At 55.5% G+C, this 18,854-nt stretch carries 16 protein-coding genes; 13 read left to right on the forward strand and 3 right to left on the reverse strand.

Annotated features, from left to right (window positions below):
• Positions 1 to 179: 179 nt before the first annotated feature.
• The 6 genes from P6287_RS09580 (at position 180) to P6287_RS09605 (ending at position 7,064) form a co-directional block, all read left to right on the forward strand.
• Positions 180 to 1,727, forward strand: a complete 1,548-nt coding sequence (locus P6287_RS09580) for an FGGY-family carbohydrate kinase (RefSeq protein WP_192411828.1) — start codon at positions 180 to 182, stop codon at positions 1,725 to 1,727.
• 10 nt (positions 1,728 to 1,737) lie between these two features.
• Positions 1,738 to 3,264, forward strand: a complete 1,527-nt coding sequence (locus P6287_RS09585; protein WP_192233867.1) for a glycerol-3-phosphate dehydrogenase — start codon at positions 1,738 to 1,740, stop codon at positions 3,262 to 3,264.
• Positions 3,265 to 3,274: 10 nt separating this feature from the next.
• A complete protein-coding gene (locus tag P6287_RS09590; protein WP_277974876.1) occupies positions 3,275 to 4,213 on the forward strand; it encodes a TIM barrel protein in 939 nt (312 codons plus the stop codon).
• A gap of 147 nt (positions 4,214 to 4,360) precedes the next feature.
• A complete protein-coding gene (locus tag P6287_RS09595; protein WP_277974877.1) occupies positions 4,361 to 5,314 on the forward strand; it encodes a sugar-binding transcriptional regulator in 954 nt (317 codons plus the stop codon).
• 165 nt (positions 5,315 to 5,479) lie between these two features.
• Positions 5,480 to 5,827 (forward strand): helix-turn-helix transcriptional regulator, encoded by a 348-nt coding sequence (locus tag P6287_RS09600; RefSeq protein WP_277974878.1) that lies wholly within the window; start codon positions 5,480 to 5,482, stop codon positions 5,825 to 5,827.
• On the forward strand, positions 5,817 to 7,064 hold the full coding sequence (locus tag P6287_RS09605) for a type II toxin-antitoxin system HipA family toxin (protein ID WP_277974879.1): 1,248 nt from the start codon (positions 5,817 to 5,819) through the stop codon (positions 7,062 to 7,064). The genes P6287_RS09600 and P6287_RS09605 overlap by 11 nt, the downstream gene beginning before the upstream one ends.
• Before the next feature lie 13 nt (positions 7,065 to 7,077).
• Here the strand turns inward: P6287_RS09605 and P6287_RS09610 are convergent, their stop codons facing one another.
• The 3 genes from P6287_RS09610 to P6287_RS09620 form a co-directional block, all read right to left on the reverse strand.
• Complete coding sequence (locus P6287_RS09610) at positions 7,078 to 7,818, reverse strand: DNA-binding transcriptional regulator YciT (protein WP_192411823.1); 741 nt, start codon at positions 7,816 to 7,818, stop codon at positions 7,078 to 7,080.
• Between the two features lie 42 nt (positions 7,819 to 7,860).
• On the reverse strand, positions 7,861 to 9,123 hold the full coding sequence (locus P6287_RS09615) for a DUF1479 domain-containing protein (RefSeq protein WP_277974880.1): 1,263 nt from the start codon (positions 9,121 to 9,123) through the stop codon (positions 7,861 to 7,863).
• A gap of 178 nt (positions 9,124 to 9,301) precedes the next feature.
• Positions 9,302 to 9,814, reverse strand: coding sequence for an AAA family ATPase (locus P6287_RS09620; protein WP_277974881.1), 513 nt, complete (start codon positions 9,812 to 9,814; stop codon positions 9,302 to 9,304).
• A 379-nt stretch (positions 9,815 to 10,193) separates the two neighbouring features.
• Between P6287_RS09620 and P6287_RS09625 the strand changes: the two genes are divergently transcribed.
• From P6287_RS09625 to P6287_RS09655, 7 genes are read left to right on the forward strand one after another with little or no spacing between them, the layout of a single operon-like run.
• The gene (locus tag P6287_RS09625; RefSeq protein ID WP_101764375.1) at positions 10,194 to 11,219 is read left to right on the forward strand and encodes a substrate-binding domain-containing protein; all 1,026 of its coding nucleotides are present in this window, start codon (positions 10,194 to 10,196) and stop codon (positions 11,217 to 11,219) included.
• A gap of 10 nt (positions 11,220 to 11,229) precedes the next feature.
• Positions 11,230 to 12,738: a sugar ABC transporter ATP-binding protein gene (locus tag P6287_RS09630; RefSeq protein ID WP_277974882.1), complete on the forward strand. Its 1,509-nt coding sequence runs from the start codon at positions 11,230 to 11,232 to the stop codon at positions 12,736 to 12,738.
• Positions 12,735 to 13,730: an ABC transporter permease gene (locus P6287_RS09635; RefSeq protein ID WP_137385805.1), complete on the forward strand. Its 996-nt coding sequence runs from the start codon at positions 12,735 to 12,737 to the stop codon at positions 13,728 to 13,730. The genes P6287_RS09630 and P6287_RS09635 overlap by 4 nt, the downstream gene beginning before the upstream one ends.
• Before the next feature lie 13 nt (positions 13,731 to 13,743).
• Entirely contained in the window at positions 13,744 to 14,733 is a 990-nt protein-coding gene (locus P6287_RS09640) for a sugar-binding transcriptional regulator (protein ID WP_101764372.1), read from the forward strand.
• A complete protein-coding gene (locus P6287_RS09645) occupies positions 14,726 to 16,480 on the forward strand; it encodes a glycerol-3-phosphate dehydrogenase/oxidase (RefSeq protein ID WP_192411817.1) in 1,755 nt (584 codons plus the stop codon). The genes P6287_RS09640 and P6287_RS09645 overlap by 8 nt, the downstream gene beginning before the upstream one ends.
• A complete protein-coding gene (locus P6287_RS09650; protein ID WP_192411816.1) occupies positions 16,464 to 17,303 on the forward strand; it encodes an aldolase in 840 nt (279 codons plus the stop codon). The genes P6287_RS09645 and P6287_RS09650 overlap by 17 nt, the downstream gene beginning before the upstream one ends.
• A 60-nt stretch (positions 17,304 to 17,363) precedes the next feature.
• Positions 17,364 to 18,848, forward strand: a complete 1,485-nt coding sequence (locus P6287_RS09655; protein ID WP_277974883.1) for an FGGY-family carbohydrate kinase — start codon at positions 17,364 to 17,366, stop codon at positions 18,846 to 18,848.
• Positions 18,849 to 18,854 lie beyond the last annotated feature (6 nt).

Consider the following 18,854-nt stretch of genomic DNA (forward strand, 5'->3'; position numbering starts at 1 on the left):
TCGTGATCACAATCGCTATTTCAGGTGAAATATATTGGTTTTATCGAAAAATAATACAGTTGATATGTTATCTCAGTGAGAAGTGGTGTAAGACATTATTTAGCAAATTCATCACAGCCCGTTAACACCTTTCGGTTTTGGCGGCGATGAATTGAACTCTTCTTCTTTCGGAGGTGTATGTGGACAGTGGCGATATCATTCTGGGTCTGGATTCCGGCACCTCGGTGGTGAAAGCGGTGGCGTTTGATCTGGAAGGCACGCAACTGGCATGCGCATCGGTGCGTAACCGTTATTACCGCAGCGAAGGCGGCGCAGCGCAGCAGTCAATGAGCCAAACCTTGCAGGATGCGGTCACAGCGATACGCAAACTGGGTGAACGCGTCGACAACCTGGCCGCGCGGGTGGTTGCGGTGGCCGTCACCGCGCAAGGCGACGGCAGCTGGCTGGTGGGAGCAAACAATCAGCCGGTCGGCGATGCGTGGATCTGGCTGGATGCGCGCGCGGCGCCGACGGTTGAAAAACTCAATCAGCACCCGTTAGCCGCCGCGCGCTTTCGCGCTACCGGCACCGGACTCAACACCTGTCAGCAGGGATCGCAGTTGGCGCACATGGATCACTTCTATCCCGAGCTGTTAGCTAACAGCGAAGTGGCGCTGCACTGCAAAGATTGGCTCTACCTCAATCTCACCGGCATCCGCGCCACCGACCCCTCTGAGGCCAGCTTTACCTTTGGCAACTTCCGCCACCAGCGCTATGACGATCAGGTGATTGCCGCGCTGGGGCTGGAACAGCATCGTCATCTGCTGCCGGAGATCATTGAAGGCACAGACACCACGCATCCGTTAACCGCGGAAGCCGCGCAGGCCACCGGTTTACGGGCTGGCACGCCAATCTGCCTCGGCTATGTCGATATGGCGATGACCGCGCTTGGCGCTGGCGTGCACACCGGCGAAGCCAATACCGCCTGCTCGATTGTTGGCTCGACCGGCGTACATCTGCGCAGCGTCACCATTGATGAGGTGTGGCTGAATCCGGCGCAAACCGGCTACGTGATCCCGCTGCCGTGGCCGGGCTATGTCACGCAGGTGCAAACCAATATGGCATCAACGCTCAATCTTGACTGGCTACTGAATCTTGCCAGCGATCTGCTTAACAGCTTTGGCTGTGAAATCGATCATGCCCGTTTGGTGGGCCATATCGATCGCTGGCTCAACGCGGCGAAGCCCGGCAGCCTGCTCTATCACCCGTATATCTCGATTGCCGGTGAGCGCGGGCCGTTTGTTAATGCCGAGGCGCGCGCCAGCTTTACCGGCCTGAGTTACACCCACAATTTTGGCGATCTGGTGCGGGCGGTCATTGAAGGCATCGGTTTTGCAGCGCGCGATTGCTATCAGGCGATGGGCAGTTTGCCGGGAGAAATCCGTTTAACCGGCGGCGCGGTGCGTTCGCAGCCGTTACGCCAGATTTTATCTGCCTGCATTGGTGCGCCGGTGCGCATCAGCCAGCGCGACGAAGCCGGAGCGGCCGGTGCCGCGATGATGGCGGCGGTGGCGATTGGCGCGTATCCGTCGATGGAGAGCTGCGTCAAAACCTGGGTAATGCCGCTGCTGGATGCGCCCGAAGCGCCAGCGAGCGAACTGATGCAGCGCTACAACCAGCTGTTCCCCACCTATCAGCAGCTGCGTAACGATCTTCCTGCCGCCTGGCACGCGCTAAAACAGTTTTAAGGAGTAAATCATGAGTGAACACATGCTGGATCTGTTTGTGATTGGCGGCGGTATCAACGGTGCCGGTATCGCGCGTGACGCTGCCGGTCGCGGATTGTCGGTAATGATGTGTGAGAAAGATGACCTCGCGCAGGGCACGTCATCGCGCTCCGGCAAACTGGTGCACGGCGGGCTGCGTTATCTGGAGTATTACGAGTTTCGACTGGTGCGTGAGGCGCTGATCGAGCGCGAAGTGCTGCTCAACGCCGCACCGCATATCATCTGGCCGATGCGGTTTGTCTTGCCGCACAGCCCAACCGATCGCCCGGCGTGGCTGGTGCGCCTTGGCCTGTTTTTATATGACCACCTTGGCGGCCGTCAGAAACTGCCGGGCACGCGTTCGCTGGATTTACGCCGCGATCCTGAAGGTGCGCCGCTGCTGGACAGTTACAGTAAAGGATTCGAGTACTCCGATTGCTGGGTAGATGATGCGCGGCTGGTGACGCTGAATGCGCTGGATGCCGCCGAGCGCGGCGCCACCATTCTGCCGCGTACCCGCTGCGTAGCGGCGACACGTCATAACGGCAAGTGGGAAATCACCCTGCAGGATGCCAGCGGTACCTCACGCACCGTGTTTGCCAAAGTGCTGGTCAACGCCGCCGGACCGTGGGTGCTGGATATCGTCAATCAGGTCACGCACACCACAAGCAGTCGCAACGTGCGACTGGTTAAAGGCTCGCACATCATTGTGCCGAAGTTCTGGGAAGGTCAGCAGGCGTATCTGGTGCAGAACACCGACAAGCGGGTGATCTTTATCAACCCGTATGAAGGCGATAAAGCGCTGATCGGCACCACCGATATTCCGTGGCAAGGCAAAGCGGAAGCGGTTACCGCCGACGACAGCGAGCAGCAATACCTGATCGACGTGGTGAATCGCTACTTCAAGGTGAAACTGCGCGCCAGTGATGTGATCACGCGCTTCTCCGGCGTGCGTCCGCTGTTTGATGACGGCAAAGGCAATCCATCGGCGGTGACGCGTGATTACGTGTTTGACCTCGACGATCAACAAAACGCCCCGCTGCTGCATGTGTTTGGCGGCAAGATCACCACTTTCCGCAAGCTGGCTGAACACGCGATACAGAAACTGGCACCGTTCTTCCCCAACATGGGCGCGGACTGGACGCGGGGCGCCACCTTACCGGGCGGCGATATGCCACACGCCGATTTCGACAGTTTCTTAGAGCAGGTCAAAGCGCGCTGGCCGTGGCTACCGCAGGCGCTGCGTAAACACTATGCGCGGCTGTATGGCACGCGTATCGATAAGCTGATCGGTCATGCCAATGCGCTGGGCGATCTTGGCCGCCATTTTGGTGGGCAGCTGTACGAAGCCGAGGTGCGTTATCTGGTGGAAAACGAGTGGGCGCAGCAGGCCGAGGATGTGTTGTGGCGCCGCACCAAGCATAAGTTGCACCTCGATGACGCGCAGCAACAGGCTTTCACCCAGTGGTTCAACGCCACCTTTGCTGCTCCCGCGCCGCTGCGTGCGCATGCCGGATAAGAGGTGAATCATGCCGTTAACGCTGTCACTGAATACTAATCCGTTGGTGAACCGCTTTGCCGACCCGCAGGATTTGATTACCACCGTGGCGCAGCAGATCCGCATCCGTGATGTGCAGCTCACCCATGAATTTATCAATCCCGGCTGGCCTGCTGCGACCATCATGCGCATGACGCGCAAGATGCAGCAGGCGCTACGCGCCACCGGCGTGCGCGTGACCTCCGGCATGACCGGACCCTATGGTCGCCTCAACCATTTTGGTCACCCTGATGTCGAAGTGCGCCGCTATTATGTTGACTGGTTTAAAACCTTCGCTGATATCACCGCCGAGCTGGGCGGCGACGCGGTAGGTTCGCAGTTCGCCATCTTTACCCAGCAGGATTTCAACGATGTTGCGCGCCGCGACGCACTGATCGACATTGCCATTGATTGCTGGGCCGACGTTGCCGAACACGCCAAAGCCGCCGGATTGAAATACCTGTTTTGGGAACCCATGAGCGTGGGCCGCGAGTTCGGCGAAACCATTCCGGCCTGTCTGGCGCTGCAGCAGCGTTTGAGTGCTGCCCCAATGGCGCTGCCGATGTGGATGATGGCGGATATCGATCACGGAGATGTCACTTCCGCCGATCCGCGCGATTACGATCCTTATGCGTGGGCTGAAGCGGTGCCGCGCTACTCGCCGATTATCCATATTAAACAGAGCATGCTGGATAAAGGCGGACACAGACCTTTTACATTGCAGTACAATGCCGGCGGCCGCATTCAGCCGCAGCCGCTGCTGGACGCGCTGGCGCGCGGCGGAGCGCAGGATAATGAGATCTGCCTTGAGCTGAGCTTTAAAGAGCGCGAGCCAACCGATAGCAACGTGGTGGCGGAGATCGCCGAAAGCGTCGCCTTCTGGGCCGGGCATATTGATACCGGCGTGCAGGATCTGCATTTGGCGGAGTGAGGTGCGCGGTTTCCCCTCACCCTAACTCTCTCCCGCAAGCGGGCGAGGGAACTGTCCGCGCACGCTGCTCGATCGGCCCCTTCTCCCACTTGTGGGAGAAGGTTGGGATGAGGGCTTAAGCGCACCATATAAACCAAAGGACAACCCATGAAACCGGCACCAACCTCGACTGAACGCGACGAATCTCTGGCGCTGCGCGCCGCCTGGCTGCACTACGTCGGCGGTTTAACGCAGGCGGAAGTGGCGAAACGACTCGGGCTGCCGTCGGTGAAAACGCACCGCATGATTGCGCGCATGGTGGCGGAAGGCGCGGTGAAGGTGTCGATTGATGGTGATATCGTCGCCTGCGTCGCACTAGAAGATCGTCTGCGCGCGAAATTCGCGCTTAACTTCTGTCATGTCGCCCCCGATCTTGGCGAAGAAGGCTTGCCGGTGCGCGCGCTGGGCATGGCGGGCGCGGATTACCTGCGTAACCTGATCACCGCGTCGCCTTCTACCACCTTAGGTCTGGGGCATGGTCGCACCCTTTCCGCCGCCATCCATCAATTGCCACGTATTGATGCGCCGCATATGCGCTTTGTCTCGCTGCTCGGCTGTTTAACCCGCAACTACGCGCTCAATCCTCACGACGTTATGCACCGCATCGCCGAGAAAACCGGTGCGCAGGCCTACATGATGCCCGTGCCTTTCTTTGCCAATACCCAGGAAGATCGCGAAGTGTTACTGGCGCAGCGCGGCGTGAGCGAGGTGTTTGCCATGGCGGCGCAGAGTGAAGTCAAACTGGTGGGAATTGGCACCGTGGAACCCGCCGCTCAGCTGGTTGAAGCCTGCATGATTGATGAAGCGGAGATCAATGATATCTCCTCATCCGGCGCGGTCGGCGAGCTGCTGGGCCACTTCTTCGATGCCAACGGACAGATGATTCACACCAACTTAACGGCCCGCACGTTGTCGGTGGATCTCGATCTCTCGCATCGCGCAGAGATTGTCGCCCTGGCGGGCGGCGCCAGTAAGGTCGCCGCGATTCGCGCAGTGCTGGCCAGCGGTCTGGTGACCGGTTTGATCACGGATGAGGTCACCGCGCAGGCATTAGTGGGCTGAATTGCAATGATGAAATGTTCACTGTGTAGTACCAATAAGCGTAATTGGTACTACACAGTGAACATCTCTGACATGATGCGCCGTTGAAAAAAACCTTCACATCAGGCTAAGATGTTCCATATATAGTACAAATTACGTTTATTGGTACCCTGTATGGAACAAGTCATGGCTTCTATCACTTCACCCACCTCACGCTATGCTCAGGAAGCGATTGCCCTATTAGCTTCCTTGATTCGTACTGAACGTATCGAGAAGCAAATTCCAGTATCTGAGTTAGCAGAAAGAGCCGGTATTTCGCGTGGGACTTTACATCGCATTGAGCAAGGCGACGTGAAATGTCAGATTGGCAGTTATTTCGAGATTGCGGCCATATTGGGCATTCCCCTGTTTGATGCAGAGGTGAGTTTGCCATCATTGGTCAGTCATCGAAATCGTGTTGAAGAAAAGCTCAAGCTGTTACCCAAACACACCAGTAAAAAAAAGAGTAGCAGGAAGGTGAAGGATGACTTCTGAAGCGCGTTTTAGAGACGCTTACGTATGGATATGGCTGCCTGGTGAAACATCACCAGTGGTGGCGGGCAGGCTTGAGGCTGAAGGCGGTACGCTGCTTTTCAACTATGGTCGTAGTTATCTGCAGCGAGAAAACCGCATTCCGCTCAATCCCAATGAACTTCCTCTGCGGACTGGCGTTATTCCGCCGCTGAATGGGTTAAACATTGCGGGATGTATCCGTGACAGCGCACCTGATGCCTGGGGACGCCGTGTCATTATCAACCGTCGAATGGGACGGAAAGGCGCGAACGTCGATACCGGAATACTCGATGAGCTGACGTATCTCATTGAGTCCGGTTCAGATCGCATTGGTGCCCTGGATTTCCAGCACTCAGCAACGGAATACATTCCGCGCTCAACTGCAAATGTCACCCTTCCTGAATTACTGGAGTCGGCTGATCGGGTTGAAAAAGGCGTGCCGCTAACACCCAAACTGGATCAGGCGCTTTTTCATGGGACGTCGATCGGTGGCGCGCGGCCAAAAGCGCTGATCGAGGCCGAGGGAAAAAAATACATCGCGAAATTTTCTGCCAGTGCGGATATCTGGAACGTGGTGAAAGGCGAATTCCTGGCGATGCGGTTGGCGCAGTTGGCAGGATTGCATGTCGCTCCGGTGAAGCTAGTCAAAGCCGCCGGACGCGATGTGATCATGATTGAGCGCTTTGACCGCGAACATAAAGCCGATGGATGGACGCGAAAAGTGATGCTTTCGGCGCTGACCCTATTTGAACTCGACGATATGCTGGCGCGCTATGCCAGCTACGAAACACTCGCTGAAATTATTCGTCAACGTTTTGCCTCGCCCAAAGAGACTTTGCTAGAGCTGTATAAACGGCTTTGCTTCAATATTCTCTGCGGCAACACCGATGACCATGCCCGCAATCATGCCGCCTTTTGGGATGGTAACAGCTTCAGTCTTACGCCTGCTTATGACATTTGCCCGCAAGGTCGTGCTGGCAACGAAGCCTCGCAGGCAATGCTGATTAGTGGCAACAATAATTTGAGCCGCTTAAGCAGCTGCCTGGATGCAGCTCATCACTTTGCTTTGAGTCGCGCTGACGCGCATGCGCATTTCATGCTGATAAAAACGTCGATTGAAACCTATTGGCATCATGTTTGTGATGAAGCCGATTTGAGCAAGGTGGATCGGGAAAGCTTGTGGCACAGGCAGTTCATCAATCCTTTTTCACTTGAATAGCTGATTGCGTGAGCTAGACCAAACTCACTTCCACGCCCTTCTCACGCAGCGCTTTTTGATAGCTCGCCTCCAGTTCGGCATCGGTGATCAGTTGGTTAAACGGCTGAAGCGGTGCCAGCGCAAACGGATGAATCTGGCCAAACTTTGAGGAATCCGTCAGCGCGATGGTGTGTGTAGGTTTTTCCATGATGGCGTTGACCACGTCACAGCGCAGCATATCGCGGCCGGTAAAGCCGGTGACCGCATCCCAGCCATCAATACCGATAAACGCCTTGTGGAAATTGAGGTGCTGAATACACAGACGCGTTAGCGGCCCCACCACCGATTCACTGCTTTTCTGGAACAGGCCGCCAAGGATGATCACATCGCCGCCCTTTTCGCGCAGCAATCCGGCGATGTAATGGCTCACGGTAATGATGGTGATATCGTTGCGTTCACTCAGTTCACGCGCCAGCAAGGCGTTAGTACTGCCGCCTTCGATAAACACCGTTTCACCGCTGTTCACCAGCGACGCCGCGTACTCGGCCAGACGCTTTTTCACCGCGAAGCGGGTTTGCATACGCGCGCCAACATCATCACTTTCTGGCGCCACGGCGGAACCGTGTACGCGGCGCAGAAAGCCGCCTTTCTCCAGAAGATTGAGATCCTGACGCACCGTCACTTCTGAGACGCCGGTGGTGTGCGCCAGCTCATTTACGCTGACGCTGCCGCGCTCGCTAACCAATTGGATAATCTGCTGATGACGTGCGTTCATAACACCCGCTGCTGTGAAATTTTTGCCAAGCTTACCAGAAATTTAGCCCAATCCCAGACTGCGGCGACCATTGGCATTCAGCGCGTCGAGGGTGAAGCGATCGCGCCACTGCATTTCATAATCCTCCTGCGGGAAATCGCCAGGCGACGCACCGCTGGCCAGCGCCTGCGCCACTTTTGTCGCGTAGGCGGCATTTTTCTCACACAGCGGTGCGGCGGGAATGTACATTACATTGCCCCAGCCTTGCTGATCCTCTACCGGCGCGACCGAGTGGATCACATCACAATGCCACCAAACCGAATCGCCCGCCTGCAGCGCGGGAATCGAACACAAGCCCTCAATCAGTTCCGGATGCCACTGCGCTGAAACCGGCAGCACTTTGCCCGGCGCGACGCCGCATAGCTCATCTTCCGGTACATCTTTCAACAACGGACGCAGCAACAAATAGGCCATCGCTTCCGGCACCGGCACCACATGCAGCAAGCCCTGACCAATCTGCATATCCGACAGCGCGGTCCAGCCCTGGAAGGTACGGAATACCGAGCACTTGGTGGTAGTCCCCGATTGATACTCATTCACTTCAGTGCGATACGCCGCATCCCAGGGATCGTATTGATCAAACTGGTTGGTGAAAATTTTACTGAACACCTGCTGATACGCCGGCAATAACCAACGCTCTAATGCGCCTGAATCAGTGTGCGCGCCAAGACCTTTGGAGGTGGTGCCCGGCAAGCGGCGACGAATACGATCGGGATAAATGATGCTAACGTCAGGATCAAACCAGCGCGAGCCGCGCGACTCAAACGTCCACAAGCGATTGAGGAAAGATTGCGTCTGGGCCATGGCCTCGCTTTGACGCGCTGACATCTGCGCATCGCTCCAGTAAATCGGATAGATTTCCGGACGTGACGCATCAAGATTGCCAAAGAAGTTATCGCCCGGCCCTTGGTAGACGTTGTCGAAATCATTGTCATCGAGGTATTTGAGCATTGATTCATCCCAGGCCAGCGCCTGTTCGCGCGGGAAAGTCTGCTTCACCACTACACAACCGCGTCGACGAATATGATCCTTCACCTCATCGGTGATACGTCCCGCCGCAATATCCTGCTGACTCACCTGCGGCCACGCGCTGCCGTTTTGCGCCTCTTCCGCGCGAGCAGCGGCAATTTCGCTGACGATTTTGCTTCTGACTTGTTCAAACAGACCTTCGACATCGCCGATCTGCTCTCTTAACACCCTTTTCAACAGGCGAACGTTATGTTTGAAATCATCAGGTTGTTGCAATGAAGTGAAAGTATGATTCATGACATGCTCCGATTCGTTAACTTGCTCTTTTCATTCGAAACTAAAGTAAGCTTCATTCATAACAAATGCGCAGCAATAAACAATAATGTGACCGCCGAATCCGGAGGTTGATCACATTAAGATCGAAGAATGGGTTTCAGGTGAAAGTGGCGGCGCGTTTTACGCCACCACTGAAAGATCAGGATTGTGACGTTTTAGGCAGCGCTTGTAGAATGGCATCCACGCACTGCTGCGCCGAGATTAAGGCGCTATCAAGCTGCAAATGATCGCGCTCCCAGGCTTGATATTCGCGCTGTTCAACTGCCTGCCAATCCGGCAGCTTCAAACCTTTAATATCGGAAGCGCGATTTTCGACGCGAAAGCGATGTTTGTTATGATCGGAACAGATTACTTCGACTTCCAGCAGCGGCGCACCGCTCAACAAGGCGATATCGCGATAAGCGTTGCGGATCAGCTGCAGGTCGTTAACCGAGTCGGTAATAACGGTGGAACCGAGCAGCAAATTGTCGCGCGCCAATCCGTAGATGACAAAATACCCTTCCGGCCCGATCGCTTTCTCGCTCTCTTCACCCGATCGCAACGCCTGTTCGATAGTATCGACGCGTAAATACACCGCGCCGATCTGCTGCGCTAATAAGCGCGCAATGGTGCTTTTGCCGGTGCCGGGTAATCCACTAAACGTGATGAGCATTAATTAATTCCTATTTTACATTGATGTTCAATCGTGATTAGCCTGACGGTGAATGCGATTTTTATTATCACTGCAGGCCAGGTTTCCTCTTTCCTGGCTGAACGTCCCAGTTGGCACGTTTGCAGCGCTGGATGCGTAAATAGCTTTCGTCACTAAATGTGTAAAACGGTAAGAGCCCCTTGCGCAATTAGTGAACGCACTCACAAGTCAGAAACAATTCATTAACCAACGTTTGATCTTTTCCCCGCCAGCTTTTATACCTTTTGAAAATTATTTCATGCATAAGAAATAATTTTCAAGGTCAACCCCGGCTCGTTTTTCCGCGTTTTGTCGTCACGGCTGAGCCATACACATTCAGCGTCAGTTCCGGGGAATAAACATGAAAAAAATCACTGTTCTACTCGCCAGTTTGTTCATGGCGGGCAGTTTCACCAGCATCACGCAAGCAGCGGATGCGCCTCAATTTCGCTGTAAACCCGGCGAAACTTACTACATGAACGTGATGGTGACAGGCGTAGAGTATTGGTTCCCGGTTTACGAAATGTTCAAGCAGGCTGCGCATCAGCTGGGCTGTAAGACCGTATACGGTGGCACACCCGCTTATGACGTTAACCAGCAACTCTCAAGCTTTGAACAAATCCTGGCACAAAAACCCGCCGGTATTTTTCTTCATCCGATGAATCCTGACCCCTTTATTGAGCCCATTAATCGTGCTGCTGAAATGGGCATTCCAGTGGTGACGTTTGCCGCCGATTCACCTAACAGTAAACGCGTTGCTTATATCACCTCAGACAATTTCCGTGAGGGTAAAGCCGCAGCCGACGAACTAGGGAAAGCAATGGGTAAAGGTGCCGAATTTGCGGTGCTGGAAAACCCCGGTCAGGATAATCACGATAGGCGTGTCACTGCGTTTATTAATGAGATGAAAACCGCCTTTCCTGACAGCAAATTAGTCGCACGCGCTGCGACGAATCAGGACCCTTCGAAAGCCTATAACGCCGTACTCTCAATGTTGCAGGCGAACCCCAATCTGAAAGGCATCTTTATGCCGGAAGCCAGCTCTGCGATTGGTGCTGCGCAGGCAGTGGCTGAAAACGGCGGCAAAGTGAAAGTGATGACCGTGGATGTCAACGCTAAGGTGCTGGATATGATTAAAAGCGGTCAGGTATTTGGCGCAATCAATCCAAATCAGGGCATCCAGGGCTATATGGGTTTTATGACCTTGTTCCTTGCTGCTCATCCTGAACTGATCGATCCGATGAATGACGCCAAACGCAACGGGACCAATCCTTTTGCCTTCCCAATCCTTGATAACGGTTATGCGGTGGTGACTAAAGACAACGCCGATGATTTCCGCTGGGATGCTTATCTGAAACGCCGCGGCACTAAAGGCATCAATGAGTAAGGCGACGATTATGACAGCACTATTGGAATTACGTGGCATCACTAAAAGTTTTGGCGCGGTACGGGCTTTACAGGGGGTAGATCTCACCCTCCGCGCGGGAGAAATTCATGCGCTGGCCGGAGAGAATGGCGCTGGAAAATCAACGTTGATGAACATTATTGATGGCATTTTGCGTCCAGATGGTGGCGAGATATTGCTGTGTGGCAAGGCCGTGACCATTCGCTCACCACGTGAAGCACAGAGTCTTGGCATTGGTCTGGTACATCAGGAAATTGCTCTTTGTCCTGATATCAGCATTTATGAAAACATTTGGATGGCGCATGCCGCTGGCCAGCGCGGCGTGCTCATGCCGCATAAAGTACTACGTGAAAAAGCGCAGCAGGTGATGAATCGACTCGCGCCGATAGCGGTGACTCAAAAAGTGGGTGAACTTTCTCTCTCTCAGCAGCAACTGGTGGAGATCGCCAAAGCGCTGACGTTGGATTGTCGACTGCTCATTCTGGATGAACCCACCGCCGCGCTAACCGAACCAGAGGCTCAAACGCTGTTTACGATTGTGCGCCAGTTGCAGGCGCAAGGTATTTCAGTGGTCTATATCAGCCATCGCATGGCAGAGATTTTTGCGCTATGCCAGCACATCACCATTCTGCGCGATGGCCTTACGGTACACAGTTCAACGCTGCAAAACATGACGCCTGATGAAGTGATTACACGTTTGGTCGGACGCGAACTGTCGCAACTCTATCCTGATAAACGCCCAGTTAGCGCCGCTTCACCATTGCTTGAAGTGCGTGAGCTTGGCGATGGTAAGCACTTCAACGACATCAATTTTGATTTGCATCCCGGCGAAATCCTTGGCATTGGCGGTTTGATGGGGGCAGGACGCAGCGAAATTGCGCAGGGTATTTGCGGTTTACTGCCCATCAAACGTGGCGCAATCCGTATCAAGAGCAAAGCTGTGACATTGAGGGATTACGCCGCGAGTATTGCGCTGCGCATGGTCTATTTGTCGGAGGATCGCAAAGATGCCGGACTTTTTTTAACGATGCCGATCGAATGGAACATTTCGGCTCTGGATGTCAACGCAGTCAGTCATCATCGTTTGTTGCTCAGTCCGCAGCTTGAGCGTCAGCAGGCAGAGGCGCTGGCAAAGCAAGTGAAACTCAAGCTTGCCAAATTAAGCGATCCGGTGTCGTCGCTATCAGGTGGGAATCAGCAGAAAGTCGCGCTAGCACGCGTATTATCGGTACAGCCGGAAATTGTATTTCTTGACGAACCAACACGTGGCGTGGATGTCAGCGCCAAGGCTGAGATCTACAGTATCCTCGCCAAACTGGCGGCCAGCGGTGTGGGTTTAATCGTGATTTCATCAGAGTTACCGGAACTCATTGGCCTGTGTGATCGCATCATCGTGATTCATGAAGGGCGCATGAGCGGAGAAGTAACCGGTGAGGCAATGAATGAAGAGAACCTGATGCGGCTAGCGGCTGGCATCATTCCAGAAGCGGAGGCTGTATGACAATGAATACCACCTTGCCTACACTGCAAAAATCGCGTTGGTCTCTGTTTGGCGGCATTCATAAACAGCGCGAAGTGGGACTGATTGCGATCATTGCACTGATCTTCATGGTGATGAGTTTCACTTCCCCCTACTTTCTCACCTGGGCCAACATGAAGGCGATGCTACTGTCGTTTTCAATTGAAGGCATTGTGGTGATTGGCATGACTATTCTGCTAATAGTTGGCGGTATCGACCTTTCGGTTGGCGCAGTGGTTTGTCTTTCAATGGTGGTCGCTGGGCAGCTATTCCTTAGCGGCGTGGATCCCTGGCTGGCTGGCGTAGGCGGCATTGCGGCGGCGGCGCTGGTTGGCTTTTTAATGGGGCTGACGGTAACAAAAATCGGCCTCAGTCACTTTATCGCTTCGCTGGCGGCGATGGTTATCGTGCGCGGCCTGTGTATGATCGTCACTCAGGGAACGCCGCTATCATTATTTACGCTGCCCGTGAGTTTCAAATTTATTGGCCAGGGCGCTCTGTGGGGCGTTCCGTTCGTTATCCTGCTGTTCTTCGTGCTGGTCGCGCTGTTCGACTTCTTGCTGCGTAAAGCCACGTTATTTCGCAAAGTGTTCTACACCGGCAGTAATGAACGTGCCGCCGCCTATTCCGGCATCAACATTAATCGCATCAAATTGTGGGTCACAGTACTGACCTCTACGCTGGCAGGACTCGCCGGCATTATTTATATGGCACGTCTTGGCTCTGCAACGCCAACCTTTGGTGTCGGTATGGAACTGAATGTCATTGCAGCGGCGGTCATTGGCGGCGCGAGTCTGAAAGGTGGCACTGGCTCGATTCTTGGCGCGGTGCTTGGTGTTGCATTGCTGTCGATCGTCACCAGCTCGCTAATATTAATCAACGTCTCCGTTTACTGGCAGGAGTTGATTAAAGGTTTGATTTTACTGGCCGCCGTCTCAATCGATCACTTACTGAATAAATACCGTGCTGCATAAGGAATTATCGCCCATGGAATTCGCTAATGAGCACCCTGCGTTTCATAGCGCGCGTCAGATTTACCAGGTTCTGGTGATGTATTACCTCGATGGCAAGAAACAGTCGGAGATTGCGGTTGAAACCGGCTTATCGGTTGCCAGCGTTAATCGTCTGATACGTCAGGGTAAGGAGAGCGGCATGGTGGAAATCACCATCAAATCCCCTTGGCTTTCAGCACATCAACTGGAGAGCGATCTGGCTGCCCTCGGTCAGTTGCAACAGGTGGTGGTGGCGCCGAACGTTGCACGCAGTGAGGATCATAGTCTGCAAATGGTCGGCGCAGCGGCGGCAGAATATTTGTTATCACGCTTAAAGGATGGCGATGTCATTGCTATTACTGGTGGCAAAGGTGTAAGTGCGCTAGTTGAAGCATTACAACCCTCACGTAAATACGATGTTCAAGTGGTACCCGCGCTGGGCTGCGTGCAAGGCAAACATTACACCGACGTCAATCATGTGGCCTCGGAAATGGCGGCGCGTCTTGGCGGACACGCATGGCAGATTCACGCCCCGCTTTTTACTGATTCTGCCGATGAACGCGACATGCTGATGGGCATTAGCGCCGTCGACCAGGTGCTGGATAAAGCGCGTAACGCCACGTTAGCGGTAGTGGGTTTAGGATCAATTCATAGCGACAACTCCAGCTACTACGATCTTAACCTCTCGGCGCGCCATGCTTCCTCCAGCATTGAAACCAGCGGTGCGCGCAGTGAACTGTTAGCCTGGCTGCTGGATGCTAACGGCCAACCGGCTCCGTTCGATGCCAACCGGCGTTTGGTTGGCCTGACGTTGCCTGAACTGCAACGCATTCCCTTCTCAATGGCGGTGGTGGCTGGTCGTGACAAAGTGGACCCGATTGACTGCGTGCTGCACGGTCAGTGGCTGAAAGGCATGGTCACTGATGAATCGACTGCGGCAGGCGTACTGGAATTGGCCCTGAGCCGAGGAGCATCTCATGGATAACATTAAAACCCGCGAACAACGTCTGAGCGCCCTGCGCCTGCGTTCATCGACACCGGTGTTGATTGTCGGCGGCGGCATCAACGGTATCAGTACGTTTCGTGAGCTGGCGTTACAGGGCATTCCGGCGATTCTGGTGGAAAAAGGCGACTGGTGCCAGGCCGCCAGCGGTGCGCTGTCGCGCATGATTCATGGCGGTTTGCGGTATCTGGAAACCGGTGAATTTACGCTGGTCAAAGAGTCGGTTACCGAGCGCGATCGCCTGCTGAAAAATGCTTCGCACTATGTTTTCCCCCTACGCACCACGGTGCCGATCGATAATCTCGCTGGCGGTTTAGTGAATGCTACCCGCCGTTTTCTACGCCTGAGCGATAAACCGACGCGGCGCGGGGCGTTGCTGATCAAAACCGGGCTTAGCCTGTATGACATTTACACCCGCCAATATGGATCGATGCCGAAGCATCAGGTGCGCAATGAAGCCGCCACGCGTGACCGCTGGCCGGGATTCGCGCCCTGGGTGAAATACAGCGCCAGCTATTACGATGCCTGGATCAGCGCGCCCGAGCGGCTGGGATTTGAGCTGATTGATGATGCCGAAAAAGCCTGTCCAGAGGCGCTGGCGCTCAATTATCTGCAGCTGGTCAGCGCCGAGGGCGAAACGGTTATTTTGCAGGATGCGTTGAGCGGTGAGCGATTTAGCCTGCAACCGCATGTGCTGGTGAATGCCGGTGGCGCATGGATCGACCAGCTTAACCAACGCATCACCTCCAACCGCGATCTGCCAAAGCTGATTGGCGGCACCAAAGGTTCGCATCTGATCCTCGATCATCCTGAATTGCTGCAGATGCTGGACGGCGAAATGGTCTATTTCGAAAACCAGGAAGGCCGCGTCTGCATCATGTTTCCGTGGTTTGGCAAGGTGCTGGTGGGTTCCACCGATATCCGCGTGGACGATCCCGATGCAGTGGTGTGCGAAGAGGAGGAAAAGAGTTATATCCTGGAGTCACTGCGCTTCGTCTTCCCGCATATCGAGGTGGCGGATTCCGCCATCGTTTACACCTTCTGCGGCGTACGTCCGCTGCCCGCCAGCGAGGCCAAACTCAACGGCCAAATTTCGCGTAATCACTCGTTAGTGGTGTTGCCGGCTGACGCCAATCGCGCCTGGAGCACGCTCTGTTTAGTCGGCGGCAAATGGACCACTTTCCGCCAGTTTGGTGAAGAGGCGGCGGATCGCGTGCTGCGGCTGCTCGGCGAAAAACGTCAGGTCTCCAGTGGTGATGTGCCGATTGGCGGCGGACGTGATTTCCCCAAACCTTCAGGACAAACCGCGTGGCTGGCGCAACTAGCGCAGCGTTATGGCGTGCCGCTGCCGCGCGTGATGCAACTCGCCAAACGTTACGGCAGCCGCGCCCTGCCGCTGCTGGCGCTGATCCAGCAGCACGGCGAGCAAATGTTGCAGCATCACGCCGCCTACAGCGATGTCGAATTGCGGTATCTGATTGAGCACGAGCAGGTTTGTCAGCTGGAGGATTTGCTGGTGCGCCGCACCTCGCTGGCGATTTGCGGTGAACTTAGCGCGCCGCTGGTGCAGGAGATCGCGCAGATCATGGCCGCGACGCTCGGCTGGAGTGATAGCGAACGCACGCAGCAGCTGCAGCGCGGCTGCGCCAATTTGGCACGGTTGCACGGGCTTACCGGCCTTTACCCCACGGTTTTTCAGGAGGAAACACGACATGTTAGTAACCAATAAAGTGCGCATGCAGCGTCTGTTTCAGCACGGTAAATGTCTGGATGTCGCCATTGATCACGGTATCGCCAACGAGCCTGATTTTCTCATCGGACTGGAGAATATTGAGGGCGTGATGGATAACCTGATCGCCGCGCAGCCGGATGCGATTCAGGTCAACTATGGTCAGGCCGATCTGCTGCAGCGTGTGGCGGGACGCAAACCGGCGCTGGTGATGCGCACCGATGTGGGCAATGCCTACAACGCGGCGCGTCACCGGGAAATGTGGGCGGTGCTGCACAATCCGGATGAACCGATTCTTGCCGCGTTGCAGATGGACGCCGCCGCAGTGGTAGTGAATCTCTATCTGATCCCGGATGAACCGGGCATTTTCCGCATGTGCGTCGAAAATATTGGCCGCTTGCGCCAGGCTTGCGATCGCTACGCCATGCCGCTGATGATTGAGCCGCTGGTGATGGCCCCCGCTGGACAAGGCGCGGCTTACGGCTCACTCGGCGATGTCGAGAAAATTGTGCCGCTGGTGCGGCTGGCGCGTGAGTTAGGTGCCGATATCATCAAAGCCGATCCCACTGAGAACGTGGAAGATTTTCATCGCGTGGTGGAAGCGGCACGCTGTCCCACGCTGGTGCGCGGCGGCGGCAAAGGTGAACTGGCTGGCGTACTGACCAAAAGTGCCGCGCTGATGGCGCAAGGTGCCAGCGGGATGGTGTATGGCCGCAATGTTTATCAACACGATAATCCGTCACGCGTGGTGAAAGCGCTGATGGCGATTATTCATCAGGGCGCCAGCGGCGCGGACGCCCTGGAAATCTATCAGCAGGGTTAAGCCTTACCTGCACCGGCGCTTAAGCGGTGCGCCGTCTTCGCCAGTTGCACGGAGTCGGATATGAAGATAGTCGGTATTGATGCCGGAAACACCATGATCAAAGCGGTGCTGTTTGATCTCAGCGGTCGCGTATTGTCGGTGGCCGAGTGCGCGGGAGAAACCCATCGTCCGCAGGAAGGCTACGCCGAACGGCCGGTGGCGGATATCTGGCATGGCGTCAGCGATGCGGTGAGCCGTTGTCTGGGGCAGGCGGAGACGCCCGCCAGCGATGTAATTGCGGTTGGCGCGGCCGGCCACGGCAACGGTTTGTACGCGCTGGATAAGCATCAGCAGCCACTTTTTGGTATTCAATCTATCGATCATCGAGCTTGTGACAAGGTGCACGCGCTGGAAATGAGCGGCGCGGATAAGCGCATCTACCAGATTTCGCTGCAAAAACCCTGGCCTGCGGCAACGCCGATATTAATCAGCTGGATTAAGCAACATCAACCCGAGCGCTGGGCGCAAATCGGCCATTTACTCTGCGCGAAAGACGTTATCGCCCATTTTCTCAGCGGTGCGATTAGCGCTGATTTTTCAGATGCCGCCGGCGCCGGCTTAATTGATTATCGTGCGCGCGGCTACAGCCGTGAATTGATGGCGCTGTACGACATCGAAGAGGCGCTCGCCCTGCTGCCCGAACTGCGTGAATCCTGCGAGGTGGTTGGCCATGTCACAGAACGTGCATCCCAACTCACCGGATTACCGGCGGGCATTCCGGTGGTGGCGGGCATATTTGATGTGGTGGCCAGCGCCGTGGGTTCAGGCGTGGTGAACACCGGTCAAGCCTCGATTGTCGCCGGTACGTGGAGCATCAATCAGGTGGTGGTGGATAAACCCGACTATCTGCGCCCGGTATTTATGAACTCCATTATAGAGTTCGACCGTTATATGGCGATTGAGGCCAGCGCCACCTCGGCGGCGAATCTCGACTGGTTCCTGCGCGAATTCGACGATGGTCGCGGCGGTCAGGGCGCGGCGCGCAGCAGCGATAGCGTGGCGCACGTGCAACCCAATGCCCAGCTACCGCTCTATCATCCTTATCTCTATTCCGGACGCAAATCGGAACCGGCCAAGGCCGGGTTTTATGGCTTAGGCGGCTGGCATACGCGCGCCGATATGCTGTTTGCGCTGTTCGAAGGTGTGACCTTTGCCCATCGGGCGCATATTGATCGCTTGCGTGCGGCAGGCATCCCTTTTACGCAGGCCATTTTGTCGGGCGGCGCGGCGCGCAGTTGCATCTGGCCGCAGATGTTTGCTGACGTGTTAGGCATACCGATTCGCGTGGCGGAGTGCAAAGAGACCGGCGCGCTGGGCGCCGCCTTGTGTGCCGGTGTGGGCGTCGGCGCGTGGCGCAATCTTGCCGAGGCCGCGCAGCAGGCGGTGCAGATCAATCCCGGCGAATTGTTGCCGCGAGCGGATCGCGTTGCGTTTCACGACGTACGTTATCGGGTGTTTAAAAAGCTGGAGCTGGCGATGCGCGAGATGTGGCAGGAAGCCAGTTGATTATTG

Origin of the sequence: Pantoea sp. X85 (assembly GCF_029623675.1) — a bacterium.
Lineage (GTDB): Bacteria > Pseudomonadota > Gammaproteobacteria > Enterobacterales > Enterobacteriaceae > Pantoea > Pantoea leporis.